The sequence below is a fragment of the Polaromonas sp. P5_D5 genome (assembly GCF_054049435.1).
Map to the genome: position 1 here is coordinate 186040 of NZ_JBFUMJ010000005.1, position 22315 is coordinate 208354.

The window sequence follows — 22315 nt, forward strand, 5'->3', positions numbered from 1 at the left end:
TTTTTTAACCGGATGAAGACCTGTGACCCCTCAAGTTCTCCGCGCTCTCAAAACATGGCTAGTCTGGAAACTTGAGCCAAACCCCGAGAAGCCCGATAAACCTCTTAAAGTCCCCTACTACATTGATGGCGGCAAACGCGTGGGCGTCCAAGGCTCCCCCGAAGACAGATCACGACTGTGTACCTACGATGACGCAGCTGCTGCACAACTCGTCCACGGATTCACCGGCTTGGGCCTGGCCTTCATCCCCGACTGCGGCATAGTCGGCCTCGACTTCGATCATTGCGTAGGCTCTGATGGCTCTATCGACGCACGCGTGCAAGCCGTGATCGAAGGCACGTTCAGCGATCACAGCCCCAGTGGCACCGGCATCCACGCCTACTTCCTAGGCTCCCTGAAAAGTCGCAAGGATAACGCTGGTAAAAATGACCGGGTAGGCGGTCTCCCCGCTCCCTCGCCGCGTCTCGACAAGAAGTTCGACGTGGAGTTCTTCGGCACGAACGGCTTCTTGACGTTCACCGGCAATGAGACAGCCGACAGCGCACTGTTCGGACACGACGTGGTCCCTCTGACCGACGCCGCCTTGACCCTCTACAAAGAGCGCTTCAGCGGTGCGGGCATGGCGCTCACAACGACAGGCACTGCGCATGACCTGGTGGGGGTCATGCCCCGGCAAGGCTGGACGATAGAGCAGGCTCGCGAATATCTCAATGACTGCGACGCCGACTGCAACCGTGAGACATGGCTCAAGGTCCTCATGGCCTTGCATCACGAGTTTGATGGCGGTGAAGACGGCCTCGACCTGGCTGACGAATGGAGCGCAACGGCAGCGAGCTATGCGGGCCGCAAGGACGTGGAGGGCCGGTGGTATTCCTTCAAGCAGTCGGACCGTGAGCCCATCACCGGCAACTGGCTCATGTTCTGGCGCAACGAGCAGCTCAAGCGCCAGAAGTACACCGCCGAAGAAGAACACATCACGGTCGTCAACGCGACCACCGACATCTTCCAGTTGCGTGAGAAAGTCTGCACCGACATCGCCAAAGACCAGCGCTTAGACGACGCGGCACGCGGCCAGATCGCACAGACCATCGTCACCCAGTTCAAAGCTCTCGGCAAGAAGTACCTCATCGCCGACGTGCGCAGGATGCTCAAGCCGGCACGCATCGTCACCCAGTTCAACAACTCCTCGTCCCCTCACTGGTTAGAAGACTGGCTGTACTGCACCGACCGCGATAAGTTCTACCGCTACGACAGCGGAGAGTGGCTCAGCATCCAGGGTTTCAACACCAAGTTCACCCGCTACATGCCCAAGGACGACAAGAACGATCCTATCAAGGAAGCCGCTATTGCATCACGTGAGGACTTCGACATCGAGACTGTCACCAAGGCTGAGTACGTGCCATGGGCGGGCAGGGTTTTCGACATCAACGGAGTCTCAGCGGTCAACACCTACCGGCCCAGCAGCGTGCCGGATGCCGTCAAGCATCAAACAGACTCAGGCCGTAAGGCCGTCGAGGTGATACGCCGACATCTCACGATGATGTGCAGCGGACGTGAAGAAGTCATCGCACTGCTTGTCGACTGGATGGCGCACAACGTTCAGAACCCGGGCATCAAGATCAGGTGGGCTCCGCTCATCAAGGGCATACAGGGTGACGGCAAAACGCTACTCGGCTCGCTCCTCGAATCAGTGATGGGCGAGTCGAACGTGAAGAACGTTTCGTCGAAAGTGCTCGGCACAGACTTCACGTCATGGGCGACGGGCTCGTGCATCGTAGTGCTCGAAGAGGTGAAGCTGACCGGGCATAACCGATACGACATCCTCAACGCGATCAAGCCGATGATCGCAAACAGCAAGATCGAAGTACACAAGAAGGGGCAGGACGCGGATGGCGGGGCGATGAACGTCACGAACTACATCTGCTTCACGAACTTCGTTGACGCGCTCCCGCTCGATGACACGGACCGCAGGTACATGGTGGTCTTTTCCCCGTTCCTCTCCGTCGCCGACCTGGTCGCTGGTATCAAGAAGGCTACTGGATTTTCAGGGGGCGCTGATGATGTACTGCAGGCTTATTTCGATGAGCTGCACGATGCTGTCGAGGCGCATAGTGGCGAGCTGCGCAGGTGGCTGCTGGATCACAAGCTCTCCGCTTCATTCCGACCGAATGGCCGCGCTCCGATGACGGATGAAAAGCTGGCGATGATCGGCCTCAATGTGAGCGAGGACGAACGTGCAGTCAAAGAAGCAATAGACGCTGGCGGGGAAGGCATCACGGCTGATCTGTTCTCGTCTAGGAAGCTCACAACGAGCATTCAGGGCATAGACACCGAGTGGTCCATCAACACCTCTGCCGGCCCGAAAATCTACACGAAATTGGGCTTCGTGCGGTTCGCCTACAAGGTCAAGTGGAAGGGTGAATCGCATGTGATTTGGAGCAAACAGACATGCGGGCTGACGACAAATGCGATCCGGGTCGTACTAGATGGAACCTTGGCCGAAAACGCTCGGAACCCGCCTGAAGACTGTGCGGACTTGTTTAGGACCGAAAAGGTTCCGGATTTTGGCATCTTGGAACCTGTCTTGGAACCTACTTAAGTTGTTGATTTAATTGGATATATCCGGAATAAGTTCTAAGTTCCAAGTGTAGAGACTAATGTGTATGAGACAAGGGTATGTTTTGAGAGGAAAAACATATACCTATAAATCAGCCAGACGGAGTGGGAAAGGCCGGAACCTTACGGAACCTGGAACCTGCGCAGGCACCACCCGAGAACTTGCAAAAAATTGCAGATAGTAGAAAGTGAGGTCGAACATGAAGATGACTAAAACGATCCTGGAAGACGTTTCAGCCGTGATCGACTCATAGCTACCTTCCGCCTGGCTGCGTGGTTTGGCGACGCGTCTAGAAGGTCGAGGCCTGGAAAAATCACAGCCACCCTGATCGGGAGACCGTGAGAGATCCTTGCTCATTCTGCCGGCCCCGCCCAGATCACTTTCTGCTCAGTCAGCTCAAACGAGCAAGCCCAACGCTTAGACCCCGTATATCCCCCATAGCTGTTCTTTGCATTAACAAGGACGTCATAGTCCCTCACCCAAGCGCCTCCAGCTGTAAAGCGCAATGCTCCGCGTAGAGGTGGGTCAAACTTCGCACTATCTGGATCTTTAAGCTGTGAAAGTATTCGCGCGCCGCACGCCTTCTGCGCTAACGCTAGGGTTTGCGGTGAAACAGGTTCATCCAAAGGCGCCTTAGCAATCGTCTTGGGCGGGACAACGCCTTGGATCTGCACAGGCTTGGCATCGGCACTGCACGGTTGCTGGGAATAGGAATTACCGCATTTGTACATAGACTGCGCGCTGCAATCCATTGTCCAAACCACAATCAACATAGCGACTATTGATGCTGCCGGGTTCCGTTTCATTTTCACCTCCATTCAGAGAAGAAAATAAATGTACCATATATGCGGGTGCATAAACGAGCGAAAACGCCAACAGTGGCGTTATGCGTGCGAGCAATAATCCACCCTTAATCAAAGCGTTTGCTGCTGAGCTCAGAAGCCAACGGGTGGCGTTGACACTTTCGCAAGAATCGTTGGCGCTGAGTTGCGGTGTTAATAGAACCTTTGTGGCCAAGCTTGAACTAGCCCAAAACCAACCCACACTCAGCGTCTTGCAAAAGCTCTCTGAAGGTCTAGGCGTGACCCTTCCTGAACTGCTGGAAGCTACTCTTGTGCGCTACCGGAAGGAACTTCGCAACTCCAAACGCGAGCAGAGCGTCTAACGCCCGCTGATAGCGGGGGTCCCTGGCGACTTAGTTTTCACGCGCGGGGACAAAGAAGCCTGCTCGTCGGCTGAATTTCATTCTATAAACTTGAAAACATGCAATTTGCTGCAAGTTGCTCAGAGCTGTGACGTTCTCAGATAGACAAGTTCCCAAAACTGAGTGGGCGCCGGATCATCGCTTGGTGAACTCTGTCGAAAGTTTTCTCCAATTAGAAAACTTGGATTAGGCTTCAGTGCTTCAACAGTGGTCCGCCATTGATCGGACAATCAATGACCAGAGGGAGCTGAAAACCACTCGATGGCCCAACTAGATTACTAAAATATTCGACGATGTATATTTCGTCGACGACCCGCGTGTTGATCGCGGTCAGCATTGACCAGGCCCTGTAAGTCGTAGCTATAGTTGACACGAGTTCCATCGGGGTACGTGGTGACGGTCAGCTTGTCCAATACGCCTCCGCTGTCGCCAGGATAGCCCACTGTGAAGGTCTTGCTGCTCAATGGTCTTGGGTCTTGGTCATCTTGCAGCAGGCTGCCTCAGCGGTAGACCGTTTGATCAGTACGTCGGCTCTAGGCTATGCCCTGCCAGAGCTCCTTGCGCAGTCGGATCTGGCGCGCAGCTCGTACTTCTACCATCGGGCGTGTGTAAAGGCGGCGGACACGTACCTTGCGGTGCCGCAAACCCTCACCGTCATCTGCGAACTGAACCACCGCTGTTACGCCTATCACAGGTTACTGGCTTCGTTGACCAGGCAGCGTGTCACAATCTCCTAGAAGGTCGTGCAGCGGTTGATGAAACAAGAGCGTTTGGTCGTTGCCAGGCCCAAGCGGCGTCGGTACGGCTGCTACCTGGGCGAAATCAGCCCAGCGTTCGAGAACCTCATCAATCGCGACCTCCTCGCAGCCGCCCCGAACGAGGAGTGGCTCACCGACATCACAGAGTTTCAGATCCCGGCCGGCAAGGTGTATTTGTCGCCCATCATCGACCGCTTCGATGGGCTGGTCATCAGCTGGACCATTGGGACGCATCCCGACGCTGAGCATCGTCAACGCGATGCTGGATGCTGCCATCGAGACGGTGGCCGACGGCAATGACCGGCCCGTCGTCCACTCTGATCGTGGAGCACACTATCGCTGGCCTGGTTGGCTATCGAGGATCGGTGACGCGCAGTTGATTCGCTCGATGTCGTGCAAGGGGGTGTTCGCCTGATAATGCTGCATGCGAAGACGTCTTCGGACGGTTGAACACAGAGTTGTTTTATCCTAGGGACTGAAGAGCACAACCATTGAGCAGTTCATTGAGGTCGTCGACTCCTACATCCGCTGGTACAGCGAGAGGCGGATCAAGATATCTCTTGACTCTCTCAGCCCCATCGAATACCGAGAGAGTCTTGGACTTACGGCATAAACCAGGCCAGGTATTAATCCGCCCCCATACTGCACTAAGTGGGTCAGATTTGGACGGAATTCAACAGCCTAGCCATAATGCTCACCACCGCGGTCTGCAATGCTCCGCTTCGGATTCGCCGGGTTGCATACGCAAATATGTAGCGCGGTGGGGCATCGAATCAACGGTCTGAGGTCTTAGCAGCTTCAATGCAATGGCCTTGTCCGGAGCCCGCAAGTCGCATAAATCCGCCGCCATAGATCATAGAATCGCCGGCGTTGACAGCTTCAATGCAATGGCCTTGCCCGGAGGTGCCTGCAAGCCGCATAAATCCGCCGCCATAGACCACAGAATCGCCGGCGTTGACAGCTTCAATGCAATGGCCTTGCCCGGAGGTGCCTGCAAGCCGCATAAATCCGCCGCCATAGACCACAGAATCGCCAGCGTTGACAGCTTCAATGCAATGGCCTTGCCCGGAGGTGCCTGCAAGCCGCATGTATCCCCGTCCCTGCGGTGGCGGAACTACTAGTGAGGCGTCGCTAACCATGGGCGTGTAAGCAACCGGAATACGCGAGAGACTGAAATTAGCTGACTTTGTTGAAACGTAATGTCGTGCTGATGAAATCATAGTTACTCCTAATGTGAAATTGCAGTAAATAACTTCTTGGTCGTCTCAGCTGAAACGCCCGGAAGTGAGCGCCTCCGCATGAGCGACCCCGGATACCCTAAATCGCACACCTCGCATATGAGCTCAAGCATGGGTATAAATACCGGAGCAACTTGGTGTTTTTCTACTCGGTCCCCTATGGCCTCCCAATCTAATAGATCATAGTTATTTTGTATCAAGAGGACCGCCTCTGCTAGCTTGGACCCACGACCTAATTCACCTGTCGAAATCAGAGAATGTCCGATAAGAGATAAGGTATACCAGATTCTGTCAACAAGTGCCATTGTCTTTTCATCCCGGAGCAAACCCACACTTGAGACGGAATTTTCCAATACTTCTTTCGCATTAATATTGGCATCCAATCCGGTCGCAATATCGAAAGTAATTACGACCTTCGCAACACGTAAGTCGGTCCAAACTGGTCGTACCCATCTACCAATTGACGCCATTTCTTCCGGCGTTAATTCAATATCTACCATTTTTGAAAATGAACCGATATTAAAATTGTTCTCCAATGGAGCATCACCATCTAATGGGTTAGCTAAACATCCATTTTTTACGTCGCATGATGCTGGCTTGAAACTACTAATCCCCAATTCACGAACAACCGAATTACTTATAGACGCGTCGCACAATGCGTCAATATCACCATGTAAGCAAATCGATTCACCATTAAATAGACTTTCGGTAAATTCCAGACCTTTGTGAATAATTACATTTCCGTTTAAATTTCGAATTGCAGCAGAAAATTCCAAAAAATGTCTCATTTGAGCTGCATGGACTTTTTGATATAAAGAAAAACGATCGGTATTCTTACCGGTAATCCAGCACAATATTCCATCCAACCGCTTTCGCTCGAGATGTCGAATGTGCCGCGCTCCCTTCTCCCATAGCTCTTCACGCTCTCTTTCGGAAAGAGAGCGATGACGAGCAGCAGCACTAAGAAGCTCAGAAACGAAAATTGTCATAAATTCATTCCTTTTTTTGCTATTTCCTCAACGAGAGTAAGTTCTAGAGCAGCGCGCGTAGGAGCCTTTTTTATCACTACCAGGCAAGTTAACGGCGGAATAGTATTGACCCCATTGGAGCGGCGAAACTTCCGCCATTTCAGAAACCACCGTTACGCTCATTTTTTCTTCGGATATTGCGTGTGAACGACTGATCGGAACAACCTGAAACAGCGGCTCGCTCCTCGGCAGCAACAGTTCTACGTTCGGAGCGACGAAGCGCAACACACCAAGAATTGGGCCATGCCACCAGTCTGTCTCAATCACCCCCTCGAGCATTTGAGCGCCCACTAGAGAGGGAGCGTTAATTGGCCCGCGGACAAGCGAGACTACACCGGGAGGAGTCTTCATTGCATAGCCGCAAGTAATCTGGACATGCCCATTTTCTGGGAAGGACGATAGCAAAGGCGGATGCAGATGCCGGCAATAATTAGGCGCAAAGTTCTCATATGCCTCGAGAGTCCCGGGAGATCTCACTTCACCCAGCGGCATCCAGCGCTCGTCCGGAGGAAATCGGACATGTACATGCTTGCCGTCCCAAATGAGGGCAAGTGTCATAGGTGGAAAGAGTAGCCATCCGAGGGCCGAGGCGGTAATCAACGGAGTGCAATAGCGAAATGCGCGTAGTGGAACCGTACCGCCAAGCGAACCATCGGCCGGAATCGGAGATGTCAGGCCAGGTGATACAGCCCAAAACTCCGTGCCAATTGAAATAGGATTTTGCATATGTATTCTCACCGCGAAATCAACAATTAGTGGTTAATATCTCGACCACTCCGCTAATAAGTTTCTCTGCAGTTGAGATCGAGATCCCATCCGCATAATATTTAAGAGACAACCCTATCTCGCCTGCATTGGTCGCATCATACGTTACGAGCGTCACATCCCCACTCGTCAATCCGGTAGAAGCGGGAAAGCGAATAGAGCCATTTTTTATTTCGTTGTACAAATAAAATGCGCTAATAGGGGAACCGTAAGACCGCGAGGGTCTTCCAGGAACAGGACCCCAAACAGTGGCGGAGGGGGCCGCGGAAAAAGAGAGCGCCCGACGAAATTCTTCGACCACCATAGTCAAGCCGCTCTTCAGAGAAGAGTTTTGATCAAACTTCAAATTCACATAAAACTGCGACTGGTATATGCCGAGAGCATCCGCTAAGTGCCCCACCGTTCTCCGAGAAGACTGCATCGCAACTGCAACGTCTTCTCTATTGGTTATCCGCCCCAAAGCTAGCCCGAAAGCCGCTAGCACAACTTGCGAAACAGAACACTCTTGACGGATGGAAAATTGCCTTAAGCGCCGGACATCGGCTTCCAACAAAATGCGAAACAGTCGGCTGGCTCTTTTCGTAAATAATTCAGGTCGAGCCTCTCCGAAATTCAGAATCGGAGAAACCTTCTTCCCGATTTCTTTCCAGTAATCTTCAGCGTCAGCACTCGCCTTATAGCGCTCTTCTTTTAAATGCCTCAGAAAATTGCTTTCCGGACTTCCCCTTTCCTCTGAAGAACTCTGCATATTTCTCGAGCTCATAATCCGACTAACACATCTACGGAGAATAGAGCAGCATTCGTAATCAAAGAAAGAGCTGTCCAGTCTAAATTGAAGTACATCAAATTTTGAACCTTTAGGTGACCGCAGGTGCACAACGTCGTACAACCCTATCTCCCCTAAATTGAGCTGAGTTTTTTCTACTAGATCAGATTCAATGCGATCTCCGAAGGAGATCCTTACGTTTACGGGAGCCCTACTAGGGGAAAGTAGAACATCACCGTGGTTCCATATCAAAACCATGCCCAAGATGGGATGTCGATACTCAAGCTCTTCTAGAATTTCGACGATAGACTCTGCTGCCGGCCTCGATTCCAGAGGTATATTGAAAATATGCTGCTGCAAAGAAACAAGATCAGACGAAACTTTGCGCTGACTAAGTTTTAAATATTCCGCAACTCTTATTGCGCCGATCTCTTTTTTTTGCTCATTAAATTTTGAATTTACGAAGGTTCTTGGCAAATTCAAAAGCGAATCAATGCGCGAGGCCATTCCACTGAGCGTGCTATGACGAAACAAGTTAGAAAGATCCAAGCAAATCTCAAACCTTTTCTCGATTCGATCTAAAAGCTCCAGTACAAGTAACGAGTGTCCCCCAAGGGAGAAGAAATCGGAATTTGAGAATACCAACTCTACCTTTAATAGCTCCATCCAAATAGTTTTTAAGGCAATCTCAGTACCCGTCAACGAAGTGGTCGACAAAGATTCATTGCGAATAGACGAGGAAAAAGCTCCTTCTCTCGTGCGGTCCCAATCAACCTTGAGATTAGCCGTAAGGCATGTCTTTGACACTAGATAAATAACATCTGGAACCATATACTGAGGCAATATCTCGCTCAATCTACGGCGGAGAATCTGAGCATCTGCCCTTCCTTCTGGTAGAACAATAAATCCACTTAAACTGCTCGTTCCATCCTCAAGAGTCTCTTGCCTAACGTGAGCGCCTTCTACATCTTCAAATGTTGTTAAGACTGACTCAATCTCCTCTAGCTCAACTCTAAATCCTCTGATTTTCGTTTGCCTGTCGTTTCGACCAATAAGTTGTAGCGAGCCGTCGGCTCGGTAACGTCCGATATCGCCGGTTCGATAGAATCTTTGCATCTCTCCAAAGAATGATCTGATCAAAAACTTCTCTTTAGTCAGTTCGGTGCGATTGAGATATCCCAGAGCAACACCAGCTCCACCGATCCAAAGTTCGCCAATAGCGCCAGATGGCGCAGGGCTTCCACTGGAGTCCACTATCAATATTTGAGTGTTTGCTATTGGACGACCTACGGAGATCACATCGGTTTCGCTGATTTTTTGCGATGTAGACCAAACTGTAGTTTCGGTGGGGCCGTAGTAGTTCCAGGCGCTTCGAGAGAATCGGCACAAAAAAGGAACTAGTTTTCTGCTGAGGGCCTCACCACCGCAGATAGCCACACGCAGCATTGGTGCCCTGTGTTGACTCGACCGACTCTCACGATCATCAGCAGCATTCAACATGCTCCATGTAGCGGGGGTTGCTTGCAGTATTGTGACTCCACCTTTCTTTATTAGATGGAGAAGACGTGGAGCATCTAAGGAAAGTGAGCGGCTTGCCAAAACAAGCCGACCTCCGCAACATAGAGCCAAAAAGATATCTGAACCGCCAAGATCGAACGATGGCGAGGTCACAGAAAGTATTGTGTCTTCTTCGGTGATCGAATGTACTTCCTTCATATGCAGGATTAAATTCACCAACGACAGATGCATCACCACAGCCGCCTTCGGCATGCCCGTTGACCCGGACGTATATATCGCATAAGCAGCGGAAGGATCGAGTTGGCATGCGGTCGATTGGTGATCACGCTGGAGGCAAAGGTGAATATTCCTTGCGAGCTCATCACACTCATCTCCGACACCAAGTAAACTCGACTTCAAAACCGTATCGTCCAACAGTATGGCAAGTGGTTTTGCGTCCAAGAGCATCGCGGCGAGCCGATGGATGGGATGAACGGGGTCCAACGGAAGGTACGCCGCCCCGGCCCCCCACACTGCGAGAATTGCAGTGACTAGCTCAATCGAGCGGTCAAATATGACGGCGATCAAATCCCCAGTCCGAACTCCAGACACCTGCATACGTTCTGCTATAAGCAGCACGTCGGCCTTCAGTGCACCATATGTGATCTTTCGATCTCCGTCCTCAATTGCAATTGATTCCGGATGCTTATCGGCTTGGGCAAGAAATAACTTATAGAGCGTTAGTCGGCCATCCAAGGAAGCAAACGTTTCAGCCTTTTGCCGTTGCAACGCAAGCCGATCCTCGACGTTCAATATATCAATCTCCCCAACCGGGTGATCCAAGCAGGCTTTGGCACTATCCAATAGGCGCTCCATGCACCCTAGGACATTAACAATTGTCGCTTTACTGGTTCGCCCCTCGTCGTATTCCACGACCGTTTCAAAGCCTCCACCTCCAGTAGGATACATATCAACGGAAAGTCCATATCGCGGCGCAACGGTATGTCGCCGTCTGACTCTGAAAGATCGTCCTATTCCAGACCGTGGAACAGAAAATTGTTGTTTCTCCGTATGGAGCGCGAATAACATCTGAAATATCGGGGATGACTCGTCATCCCGCGGTGGATTCAGCTCTTCGACCAGGCAATCAAAGGGCATTTCTTGATGAGCTAGAGCACCGAAAACGATCTTGTGCATCGCTAACAAATTTTCTCGGAATGATTGACACAAGTCGAGAGTGATTCGTAGCACTAAGGTATCGGCGAAACAACCGATTAATGGGAAAAATTCAGGAGCATTCCGTCCCGCTACAGGGGTCCCGATGCAAAAGTCCCCCTTTCCAGAAAATTTTGCAACAACTACAGCAAAAACGGTCAACAGAACTACATATGGAGTACTTTCCATAGTTCGGGCTAACTCCGAAATTTCGCGTCCCAATTCGGGCGATACCGTCCACCTATATTGCGCTCCTTGACTTCTCGTCGAATCAAAAGAGACATCACTTGGCAGGTTGGTTTGACTTGGTATGTCGCGAAATACGCCACGCCAATAGCTGAGCAATCGATGGTAATTCTCCGAACTAAGTCGTTCATACTGCCATCGGACGTAATCGCCATACTGAAAACTCAAAGATTTCAAAGGCGACTCATGGCCTCGATTGAAGGCGTCGTAAATTATCACTAGCTCTCTAAAAAAAATATTGACTGACCAGCCATCTGAAATAAGGTGATGCGTCGCAATAATCAGAGTAAATCTATTGACGCCAAGTTTGACTAAATGCAGTCGAAATGGTGGCTCCCGCGAAAAATCGAAGTCTCTTTTTGTCTCCGTCTGAACAATCTTATTCAGTTCAGCATCATGATATGAATCCGCTAAACCACTCAGGTCAGACTTCTCCAATTTCAGTGGACTAACCTCCAATACTGTCTGCAATGGTGGCACCGCACTGTCATCAAAGATTGTGCGGAGAGATTGATGTCGCATCACAACCTCGAAAGCCGCTCGCTCAAGAATTTCCACATCGACTTTTTCCGCGATATCACGGAGTAGTATCAATTTGTACCGATCATTCCCCGGTTTAAATTTCTCCAAAAACCAGAATCTGAGCTGAGCATGCGAAAGCGGGTAAATCGCACGGGGCTGGGGCGTCAGCGTGCTTTCGATAGGACGAGGATCAACAGGAAGATGATTTTTGAAAATTCGAAGGATAATTCCTTCGTTATTTGAAACCTCATCCAATAGCCTACCGTCGACAAAGCCAGAAGGGGTGGATACCACCAGCTTTTCTCCATTGAGGGCTAGCCTCAGACCCGCTGCTCTAATTCTTGCGATCAAATCTCGGAGTTTGTCTTGCATGGTGCTGCTCGGTTAAAGATAGCCGCGCACGCCGAATACTGGCTCCAACACCCATTCATATAGAACCCTCCTGTCCAAAAGAATGTCTGCATCTAGGGCCATTCCATCATGCAAAGGCACTGGCATGGCGTAAGCATTCACTGTCTGATGGTCTAGTTTGACCCGTACTTTATAAAATGATGAGGTCGCCGGATCAGCCGAGATTCTGAGCTCAGCAGGGGTTAGAGAAGTCAAAGCCACTTCGGTAACAACTCCGCCGTATTCGCCAAATTTTTGATATGGATAAGCCTCGTAGCGGAGCAGAACATGCAAGCCAGGACTAACAAAACCAATACTCTTGCTCGGAACATGGAGTTCAGCTTCAAGATTGGCGTCCAAGGGCAGTATCGTCAGCAATGGTGCGTCTTTGGAGGACAACTGCCCTGCCACCGCTAGTAGCGCCGTAACACGACCGGTCTGAGGCGCCAAAATAACCAGTTCCCTTTTTGATTCGTTATCCACCGACAAGGTCTCAAGTTCCGCAATTGATCGCTCAATGCCAGCCAATTGGTTCTTCGCTTTCTCCGGCAGATTTTTTAACTCTACCGCTAGCGCTGAATAATCTCTATCCAAATTAGCGGCATCGCGCTTCCGTTTATGCAGTTCAGAGATTTTCTGAAAATGCGCCTGGACTTTTTCATCAGTTTGCTGCGGCGGAGCGAATCCCTGAGCGGTCAACTCTTGATAGCGTTTGGCGATTGACTCGCTAAGCGCCACTTGAGTGATGTATGACTGAATCTCTAAACGAATTTCTGTGCGAGCACGCTCTAAATCACTGATCCGACTGATAAAAGCCATTCGCTCTTGATCAAACATGGCTATCGTTCGAAGCCTCTCTGCCTCCAAGCTGAACTTTCGCAAGGACAGCTGACGTTCGATAGACAACCGGGTTTCCCCTTTTGCTTGGGTATTTACATCTACCGTTATTGCAGCAAGTTGCTGTCCTTTTTGAATCACTTCCCCCTCGCGCACAAGAATTCTGGAGACGACTCCGTCCTGCGGGGTGTAAACCTTAGCTGATCCGCTTGGATATAGCAAACGCCCTTTAACACTCTCTCGTCGCGTATAACTGCACGTAGTCACAAGCACAGCGAAAGCCAAGAGTAAAACGGCAGAAATCGTGGCACTCCATCTGAGCGAAATAGGCGGCGCTAATAAGACTTCTGAAGTTCGGAACCTCGAGTCTGAATCGACCGCTACCTCAGTAAGAGGATGTTCCAGGGAATCGTGTTGCATTCAAGTCAAGTCTTCGAGAGTAGAACAGCGATGTCCACAATAGGCGACTAACGTAACTACCCCATCCGGATCTTCCACAGCAGTGTGTATAGCCACGCTCATTCCGCACCCGATGTGAGAGAGCCTCCGAATATCTCGGCCAAATCTGCAGATGACAAGTCGTCAAGTTGTTTCAGCAACACTACCTCTGCACTCTCTTTTACCGTAGGGCCCGAAAACAAGTCTTGCAAGGAAAAATCCACATGAAACTTCTCTCTCACTCGAAAAGTTAGGCGGACAGCCATCAATGAATGACCGCCGAGGGCGAAATAGTTGTCATTTGCGCCCACCTCAACTAGACCCAACGCTTGTGCCCAAAGCACTGCCATGCCTTGTTCGGTTTCCCCCTCTGGAGCGACATACTCGGTACCGATTCTCGGCCGAGGATGTAATTTCCGTATGGGATTTCTTTTTGATAAATCGATAGCGCTTGATGATGCGGAACCAGAAGGACGTCTGCTAGATTGAAACTGAATAGGAGATTTCGAAATGCATATCCGAGGTAATCCGAAGGACAAGGCACGACTGAATGCATCAAGCCCCTCCTGACTAGACAGCCCTCTATTTAGTAGCTTCTGGCGAGCCYCACTTGTCGTCGGGTAAGTGTTGACATAGTCCAAGGCCATGCCTGTTTCTGACCAAGCTGACCAGTTAATTGACATAACAGAACTGGATTCACTACTAAACGAGAGAGAAAGCGCATCCAAATATGCATTCGCTGCCACATATTCGATCTGGCCCGCGCCGCCGCGAATAGCGGAATTTGAAGAAAAGAGAATAGTAAGAAACGGCTCACGCCCCTTCAACGCACTCAATATCGATCGGGCACCATCCACCTTGGAAGAAAATATTTCATGTCCATCTTCTACCGATCGAGAACTAAAGAGACCTCCGCCGAGAACACCAGCCGCATGGATTAAGGCGGTGATTCCCCCAAAGGTATCGAAAATTTCGCTGATCGCAGAGGCTAGTGCATCGCGATCAGTGATGTCTACTGTACGAGCTTCAATGACGCCACCAAGTGCCGCATACTTATCGAGTTCACAGAAGAAAGTCGAGCTTTCAAAATTCTCGTCAGAATTGGAAACCTCCGCCCAAGAGGACCGAACGGGAACTGTTCGGCGCGTTAGCAATATTACGGTAGCCTTATATGTTTCACATAAGAATTTAGCGATCGTTCGCCCAATACCGCCGAGCCCCCCCGTAATGACATAAACGCCATTTCCAACGAGGGGGGTAGCATCTGTGCCTGCTGACGCTGGAAGGGGTTCTGGAAGGGGTTGTAGGCCGGGAGTCCACGCGAGTTCTCCCCGGAGCGCGATATCATTCACATCGCGCCATAGGTCAGTTTCATTTCTTATTCGGCGACAAAGGCCACTAACATTTGTGTGTACATCCGCTTTTGAAATATCTATGCTTCTTATTTCGGTCATTCTTGATTCTTGAGGAATGACGTTTCTAGGCCCAACAATATAGGCAGATTCTGGAACGATTGAATCCCGTTCATCAATTTGATGAAGCCCCGAAGTGACCACAGTAATGCGCGAGCGCAGAGTCGGGTTCGTGGCCTCAATGGACTTCGCTATCCAAAGCAAAGCATAAAAATTGATCTGAAGATAAAGCTCATGAGTGTGATCTTCGGACATTGGAAGGTTCAACGGCCAGAGATAGAGAACGTTAAGAATTAAGCCGTCTTCCGCATTGACAGCAGACATCAATTCAATGTAATCAGACTCTCTTTCAGGGTTAACCGTATACCGATTACAGCCTATGCTTTCAAATTTCCCCCCTCTCGATACGATGAAAACGTTTTTCCCCTCGCTCAACAGATTGGCTTCTAGAATTTGAGCCAGACCAACGCGATCTTCGAAAATCAACCAAGTGCCTGAGGGCTGAGCAATCTCGCTTTTTGGTTTCCCGGTCTGCAGGCGTCGATAACCTACGGTATATAGCTTCGGTTTTTCTTGAGATGAAGGGGTATTGCTCTGCCTTACTCCAATGCCACCTGAAGCGAGCAGTCCGGTGGGGCGCTCAATCCAATGTTGCTCATATTTGAAAGGATATCCTGGTAGTTTGACGCGCCCAACATGTGCGTCGGCGCGGTAGCACTGCCAGTCGAAGTTAGCACCAATTTCCCAAAGTTTCCCAATAGCCAGTGCTAGGCTCTCTTCTTCGTCGCCGGCCTCGCGCCCCCCACACAACGAAGATATGATGACTGCATTGCTAGCGGCTGGATTATGCTGAACCAGCCGCATTGACGCGTTGGTTCCGATGTCTAAGAGAGCCGCCGGAGCACAGCGCATGAGCTCTCGTAAGCAATCCTCATAGTTAACGGGCTTCCTTATATGGTCAGCCCAGTAATCGAAACTCGTCGCTTGGGCTTCGGTCATCCATGTTCCCGATACCGTCGAAAGTATTGGTACTAAGGGTGGAGAAAGCTGAAAACCGGACATGATTTCTGAAAATTCCGCCGCAGCGTCCGTCATGAACCGGGAGTGGAAAGCGTATGAGGTATTAAGAGAGACGAATCCAATTCTCGCCTTAGTAAGCCTATTTTTAAATTCATCGATCAAATCCACAGAACCAGCAACCACGCATAGACTTGGTCCATTTATTGCCGCGATATCCAAATCTAATTCCCAGGCAAGGAAGTATTCTTGGCATTTCCAAGGACTAAGCATCACAGACAACATAGAGCCGAATGGCATTTTCTGCATCACCTTGCTGCGAGCAGAAATAATATGCAAAGCGTCCTCGAGAGAAAAAACTCCCGCCAAGGTTGCTGCCGTGTATTCACCGAGACTATGCCCTAATAAATACGAAGGGGTTATGCCCCAAGTCCGCCAAAGCTCTGCTAAAGCAATACACATAGAAAAGGTGGCCGGCTGCGAAATCGTGGTTTGAGAGAGTTGCTCGTTACGGTGTTGAATATTCCCTGTCCCATAAAGAACTTCTCGTATGTCAACCTGCAGTTCTTGTTGAAAAAAGTCAGCGCAATAATCGAAAGTTTTTCGAAACGTTTTTTCCGACCTATATAACGAACCAGCAGCACCAATTGCCAAACTACCTTGACCCGGAAACATGAAGGCGATAGTGGCTGCACGATTCACTTCAGATCCTGCCGTAAATACCGGCGGATGCCCCCCGTCACCGCCTTTGAGCAGCGCAAAGCTTCGATATGCAAAATGCTTTCGCCCCACCTGCAGGGTATGCGCCACGTCGCTCGGTGTTTGGGCGTGGATATCTAGGTGATTTATTAGACGACTTTTCGCATAATCTATTTGTTCAGGTGATCTGACTGATATCGGCAATATCTCGTACTTACGATGAGCAGTGGCTCTCGCCAGAGGTCTCGGCGGACTAGAAACAATCACGTGTGCATTCGTACCACCTATACCGAATGAACTAACTCCCCCATATCGAATACTTTCACCATTCGGCCAATTCATCAGTTCTCTATTTATAAAAAAGGAACTTTTCTCCAACGAAATTTGTGGATTTGGAGATCGAAAGTTGGGTTGCGGTGGAATTTTCCCTGTGCTAACAACATAAGCAGTTTTGATTAGCCCTGCAATACCAGCAGCACACCCCAGATGCCCTATATTGGCTTTCACCGCACCGAGTGCACATCGCTGCGAACCCGTGGAGCCGAACACCTCGGACAGAGCCATGAATTCAATTGGATCTCCCAGTTGAGTTGCGGTGCCATGCGCTTCAATGAACCCAATGTCCCCCGGAAGAACACGAGCTCTCGCCTGTGCCGCCGCAATAACCTCACGCTGCCCATTGACACTGGGTGCTGTGTACCCTGGTTTTTGAGAGCCGTCGTTATTAATAGCCGTGCCACGAATAACCGCATGAATTGAGTCTCGATCCCGTACAGCTTCTTTTAGACGTTTTAGAACTACGATTCCTACACCGCTACTGAAGACTGTGCCCTGTGCATTTTTATCAAAAGGTCGACACTTCCCGTCGGGAGAGAGTATTCCTCCCTGCTGAAATAGGTAACCCCGAACTTCCGGCACCGCAATAGATATTCCACCAGCGAGTACGATGTCTGAATCCCCAGTATGCAAACTTTGCACTCCCATGTGCACGGCTACTAGGGACGTTGAACATGCGGTTTGTACGGTGACTGCTGGGCCTGATAAATTTAGCTTATAGGCGACGCGAGTCGCCAAATGATCTTTATCACTGGCGAGAGCCAAATCGAAAGTTGCCTGTCCTTCTAAGCTCTCCCCGTACGGCGCGATGTTGTTGGAAAAATACTGGTTGTATCCTGTCCCACCAAAAACACCAATACGGCCCTGTTTCCAGTTGGCATACCCGGCCTCTTCCAATGCCAGCCAGGCGTACTCCAAGAAAATCCGGTGCTGCGGATCCATCGCATCTGCTTCTGATGGCGAATAACCAAAGAACTCAGCATCAAAACCTGAAATATTTTGCAGAGTCCCACGCGCCGGCACGTAATTAGGATTATCTAGTCGGCTTGGTCTGACACCCGCCAAACGTAATTCACTTTGCGTAAATTGCCGGATGGTCTCTTTGCCAGCTAGCAAATTTTCCCAGTACTCATCGGTTGTCGATGCCCCAGGAAATGAGCCAACCATGGCAATAATTGCTACAGATTGATCATCAACTTCTGACTCCATACTGCCGCCCCCTTTGTTATGAATGACGCGGATTATTTGAAGATATCAAGACACAATGAAATTATGAAACGATGAAATGGTTGGATAACGCAGTAGATCCACTAACGAAAATCCTTTGGGAAGTCGTCCATCTAGTATCGAAAACAATTCTGCGAATAGAAGAGAATGCCCACCGACATCAAAAAAATTATCATCATGGTCCACTAGGCGCCCACCTAAAACCGCAGCCCACGCATCAGCAATCACCTTTTCAGTTCCGCTGGAATAGGACTTTCGGGGTTGTGAAAGATTTTTCACCACCGTCAGGTGAGTCTTTAATGCACGGCGATTTAGCTTTCCGTTTAGAAGCAGGGGAAGGCTTTCAACGAAGAAAATTTCACGTGGAACCATATGCTCCGGTAGTTTGGAGCGTAGAAATGCTCTCAGTTGTATCGCGCTTACGTCGGCGGTTGCTACGCAATAACCAAGCAGCTTTTTACCTAACCCATCGTCTTCATCTTCAAGAATTACGGCGCATTGAAAGACATTTGAATGACTAGCGAGCTTCGACTGGATTTCAGAGATATCTACCTTCATTCCACGAATTTTTACTTGTCTATCGGCCCGGCCGACGAACTCTATAGCCCCATCTTCGAGGCGGCGTCCAAAATCACCAGTCCGATACGACCAAACTCCAGGACGCGTGGGCTCTCGTGAAAAAACTCTTTCCGTTTGTTCGACATCGCCGTGATACCCAAGTGCAACATGCCTACTCTTAATCACAATCTCACCGGGCGCCAATAAACCGACTTCTTGACCGTGGCGATTCATTAAAACTACTTCCGTTTGCGCTACTGGAAACCCTGCGGGGAGAGTTCCATTTTCCGGCACATAGTTTTTATCCATGCGATATTGAAGAGCCAAGGTGGATTCAGATGGTCCTAAGCCGTTTATGAGCAATGCCTCATCGACAAAATGTCTCCTGAACAACTCAAAATCACCAACTAAAGCTTCTTCCCCTCCAAGAACAACAACTCTAACGTTCAAAAATTTGAAGTCCATCCCAAGCGCCTTAGCAACATAGCGAAATACAGTGGGAGTTGGGTGAAGAACCGTCACTTTCTGGTCTGAAATAATTTTTGCTGCTGCTGCAAAACTGAGCTCACGGAGACGCAGCGGTACTATTGCCGCGCCAGTAAGCAATGCTCCAAAAATATCCATGATGCCGGCATCAAAGCCGAACCAGGCTAAAAGGCTTACCCGATCTTTCTTCTGGAGACTAATAGACTTGGCATAAGTCAACGCATGATGCATTAAATTTACATCACTCTGTACAACTCCTTTTGGCCTCCCGGTCGACCCCGAAGTAAATAGGATGTAGGCTTTCGCATTGGTGCTCGTTACATGACCATCGGAAACTATCGTAGGATTGGATTCATAGAAAAGGCCCTCGAGATTGATGACCTCGATCGCAGGTCCAAACGAATGTTGAGCTTGAGATGCGAAAGCATCAGATGCTAAGACAGTACCAAGTTCACAAGCCTTAACTATTTCGATTAGCTTCTCTTCAGGATACGTAGGATCTAAAGGAACAAAATAGCAACCTGCCGCGAGCACTCCCAAGATTCCACTGATGGCAGATACATCGCTGTTACTCATTACACCGATTGCGCGAGGCACGTTTCCGATGCCACGTGTAAGACTTTCTCGAACCGCCTCTTTTCGAGCGCGAAGCTCACCATAAGTTGTCACCGAAGCGCCGTCAATAATTGCCGGTTCGTTGGGAGCAGCGTCGGTCACTCGCTCAAACGCATCGTTAATGGAGTCGCAATCAGATGGTGGCGCGCCGGCCAAACTTAGCTCGTTGTGCTTATCCACAGCTATTACCGGTAGATAAGTGGAAATTGGCAAGTCTGGATCGACTACTACCTCATCTAGCAAACTCAACAAACGTTTCAAGAAGAGGTGAATATAGTTTTCACTAAACGTTTGCCTGTTATAGATCGCAGTAATAGATGCCGAATCCGCATTCGATCCTAAAAAGAGCGTTAAATCAAATTTCGGAGTGAACTTTTCTTTGGAAATAATTACAGGGCTTAGTTCAGGGAATGACCTCACCGATTCCGGAAGTTGATATCTATTCAGAAATATTTGAAATAACGGCCTTTGAGCCTCTCCGCTCGGGGGCCTCACCTCCGCAAGTATCTTATCGAGCGGCACACTTTGATTCTGGAGCGCATCTATCACAATTTTCTTAACGCGCCGTATGAGTTCTCTAAACGTCGGCTCACCCGAAATGTCGGTCCGAAGAGGTAGCGGGTTTATAAACAGTCCAATAAGGTTCTCAAATTTCGCCTGGGTCCTCCCTTCGAAGGGCGCTCCAATCACCACGTCATCTGCTCCGCAATAACKCCCTACTAGGACATTTAACGCGGTCAATAAGATTGCGAACTGAGTTGTCTCCTCCTTTGCAGCCAAGGTGGCGATTCCGACACTCGTGCTTAACTTGAGAGCCGCTTTAGTTCTTGCACCGGTACCTAGTGAGAGATCCTCCTCAGACTGCGGGTTGCGCTGCATCTGCATCTGCGTCACCGGTAAATCCTTTAACTGCGCTTTCCAATAGGCCATTTTCTGTTGGGCATCTGCAGTTGATAGCCAATCGTTTTGCCACTGCACGAAATCCGCATACTGTGCTGGAATCGAGGGAAATGCTGGCGCCCTATTCTCTACAATCGCGTGATACGCTTCTCCTAACTCTTGAAGAAACAGGGAAAGAGAGGCGCCGTCGCATACTGAATGATGCAGCGAAAAAGCCAAAATAGATTCGGCGTCGTCAAGACGAATAAGCAAACCCCTTAAGAGTGGCGCTTCGTCAAGGGAAAATGGTCGAACATGAAATTCCCTCATTGCCCGACTCATCTCCTCAAATCTATCGCCTTCGAGTGCAATCTCTCCAAGGTCTAAGATGCGTAATTCCGGTATCAGCTCATCCGCTATCCTTACATAAGGTCTACCGTCGACGTTAGGGAACGCGCTTCGTAAAACTGCGTGCCTGGCAACCACTGTTGCCATACTAGAGTGCAGGGCCTTGATATCTGGAATGCCAGAAAATTGATACGCTAGGGAAACGTTATAGGTTGAAGAACCGGGATTTAGCTGCTCGTATAACCAGATAGCGCGTTGCGCGTAAGAGAGAGTACTCTTTACTTCCCTATTATCGAGCACGGGGGTTTTATCCTCCGAACGACCAAACTTCTGCCTCGCTTTTTCTAGAAGCGCGCGTTGCTGCATGGGACTCAATGAAGCTATCACTTTTCGTTTTTCTTTGTCGTCCAGAAACATTTTTTGTTCCTTTCCTGCGTACGCAGTTAATTTTCGGGCGAAAACTTGCTTCGATTCCCATTTACGGAGCTAGATAAATATTCGCCATTCGGTGAATGTTTCTTTTCCTTGTCGGCTACGCCACTAGGAATCAGATCCGGAATATCCACCCTTGACGGTTCCACATGGCTTTCCAACTTACCGTTAACTAACTGAAACCGCCTATCAAATTTACTGTAATGAGTACGCTCGCTGCAATAGAAGACCGTGATCCCAGCATTTCGGAATCGCTCCAAAATAACCGTTTCAGTTTTCTCATCAACGAGCGAAAAAGCCTCATCAAGAACAACCACTTCTGGCCCCCTGTATAGCACCCTAGCGAGCTGCAAGAGCTGGATCTGAGCGCCGGTTAGAGGCCGGCCGCCGGTTTTAAGTCGCGTTTCAAGCCTACGTGGAAGGGTTTGTAATTCTTTCTCAAGATCGACAAAGTTAATGCATTCGCAAACACGCTTCATGTCGTAGTTTCGCTGATGCCCCGCAATATTTTCAGCGATCGTCCCAGCAAAAATTCGATCCCCATCAATAACGCCACCTACTCGCTCGCGAAATCTCAGCCAACCCATTTGCCTAGCGGATACATCATCCAAATAGATATCGCCTGTAGGTACGGAAACACCTAACAACATTCGACAAAGAGTGGTTTTTCCACTTCCCCGAAATCCTCGGATAAGCGTCAACTCACCGTGCTTTAACTTAAAAGATACTCCGTCAATTGCGTTAGCCGGTGCATCCGGGTATTTGTAACGCAGGCTCTTTCCCTC

The 22315-nt window shown here is 49.7% G+C and carries 10 protein-coding genes and 1 pseudogene; 3 read left to right on the forward strand and 8 right to left on the reverse strand.

What is annotated here, in order from left to right:
* Nucleotides 1-22: 22 nt before the first annotated feature.
* The 3 genes and pseudogenes from ACXJKE_RS19560 to ACXJKE_RS19570 form a co-directional block, all read left to right on the forward strand.
* Nucleotides 23-2599 (forward strand): PriCT-2 domain-containing protein, encoded by a 2577-nt coding sequence (locus ACXJKE_RS19560; protein ID WP_457282257.1) that lies wholly within the window; start codon nt 23-25, stop codon nt 2597-2599.
* Nucleotides 2600-3503: 904 nt separating this feature from the next.
* On the forward strand, nt 3504-3782 hold the full coding sequence (locus ACXJKE_RS19565; protein WP_457282258.1) for a helix-turn-helix domain-containing protein: 279 nt from the start codon (nt 3504-3506) through the stop codon (nt 3780-3782).
* Nucleotides 3783-4360: 578 nt separating this feature from the next.
* A pseudogene (locus ACXJKE_RS19570) lies at nt 4361-5192 on the forward strand (IS3 family transposase); the annotation flags it as partial.
* Between the two features lie 160 nt (nt 5193-5352).
* Here ACXJKE_RS19570 and ACXJKE_RS19575 read toward each other — a convergent pair.
* From ACXJKE_RS19575 to ACXJKE_RS19610, 8 genes are all read right to left on the reverse strand, one after another.
* Entirely contained in the window at nt 5353-5799 is a 447-nt protein-coding gene (locus ACXJKE_RS19575) for a hypothetical protein (protein WP_457282259.1), read from the reverse strand.
* Nucleotides 5800-5807: 8 nt separating this feature from the next.
* Entirely contained in the window at nt 5808-6806 is a 999-nt protein-coding gene (locus ACXJKE_RS19580; protein ID WP_457282260.1) for a hypothetical protein, read from the reverse strand.
* 27 nt (nt 6807-6833) lie between these two features.
* On the reverse strand, nt 6834-7571 hold the full coding sequence (locus ACXJKE_RS19585) for a DUF6065 family protein (RefSeq protein WP_457282261.1): 738 nt from the start codon (nt 7569-7571) through the stop codon (nt 6834-6836).
* 19 nt (nt 7572-7590) lie between these two features.
* Entirely contained in the window at nt 7591-12228 is a 4638-nt protein-coding gene (locus ACXJKE_RS19590; RefSeq protein ID WP_457282262.1) for an amino acid adenylation domain-containing protein, read from the reverse strand.
* Between the two features lie 12 nt (nt 12229-12240).
* Nucleotides 12241-13503: an HlyD family secretion protein gene (locus ACXJKE_RS19595; protein ID WP_457282263.1), complete on the reverse strand. Its 1263-nt coding sequence runs from the start codon at nt 13501-13503 to the stop codon at nt 12241-12243.
* Nucleotides 13504-13601: 98 nt separating this feature from the next.
* Nucleotides 13602-18194, reverse strand: coding sequence for an SDR family NAD(P)-dependent oxidoreductase (locus ACXJKE_RS19600; protein WP_457282264.1), 4593 nt, complete (start codon nt 18192-18194; stop codon nt 13602-13604).
* A gap of 45 nt (nt 18195-18239) precedes the next feature.
* Nucleotides 18240-21515: a non-ribosomal peptide synthetase gene (locus ACXJKE_RS19605; protein ID WP_457282265.1), complete on the reverse strand. Its 3276-nt coding sequence runs from the start codon at nt 21513-21515 to the stop codon at nt 18240-18242.
* 26 nt (nt 21516-21541) lie between these two features.
* Nucleotides 21542-22315: ATP-binding cassette domain-containing protein (locus ACXJKE_RS19610; protein WP_457282266.1), on the reverse strand; the 774-nt coding region annotated here is incomplete at its 5' end.

Excerpts from the sequence above, each read along its gene's own strand:
- ACXJKE_RS19595 (WP_457282263.1), bottom strand. The coding sequence starts at position 13,503 with ATGCAACACGATTCCCTGGAACATCCTCTTACTGAGGTAGCGGTCGAT.
- ACXJKE_RS19575 (WP_457282259.1), bottom strand. The coding sequence starts at position 5,799 with ATGATTTCATCAGCACGACATTACGTTTCAACAAAGTCAGCTAATTTC.
- ACXJKE_RS19565 (WP_457282258.1), top strand. The coding sequence starts at position 3,504 with ATGCGTGCGAGCAATAATCCACCCTTAATCAAAGCGTTTGCTGCTGAG.
- ACXJKE_RS19580 (WP_457282260.1), bottom strand. The coding sequence starts at position 6,806 with ATGACAATTTTCGTTTCTGAGCTTCTTAGTGCTGCTGCTCGTCATCGC.
- ACXJKE_RS19590 (WP_457282262.1), bottom strand. The coding sequence starts at position 12,228 with ATGCAAGACAAACTCCGAGATTTGATCGCAAGAATTAGAGCAGCGGGT.
- ACXJKE_RS19585 (WP_457282261.1), bottom strand. The coding sequence starts at position 7,571 with ATGCAAAATCCTATTTCAATTGGCACGGAGTTTTGGGCTGTATCACCT.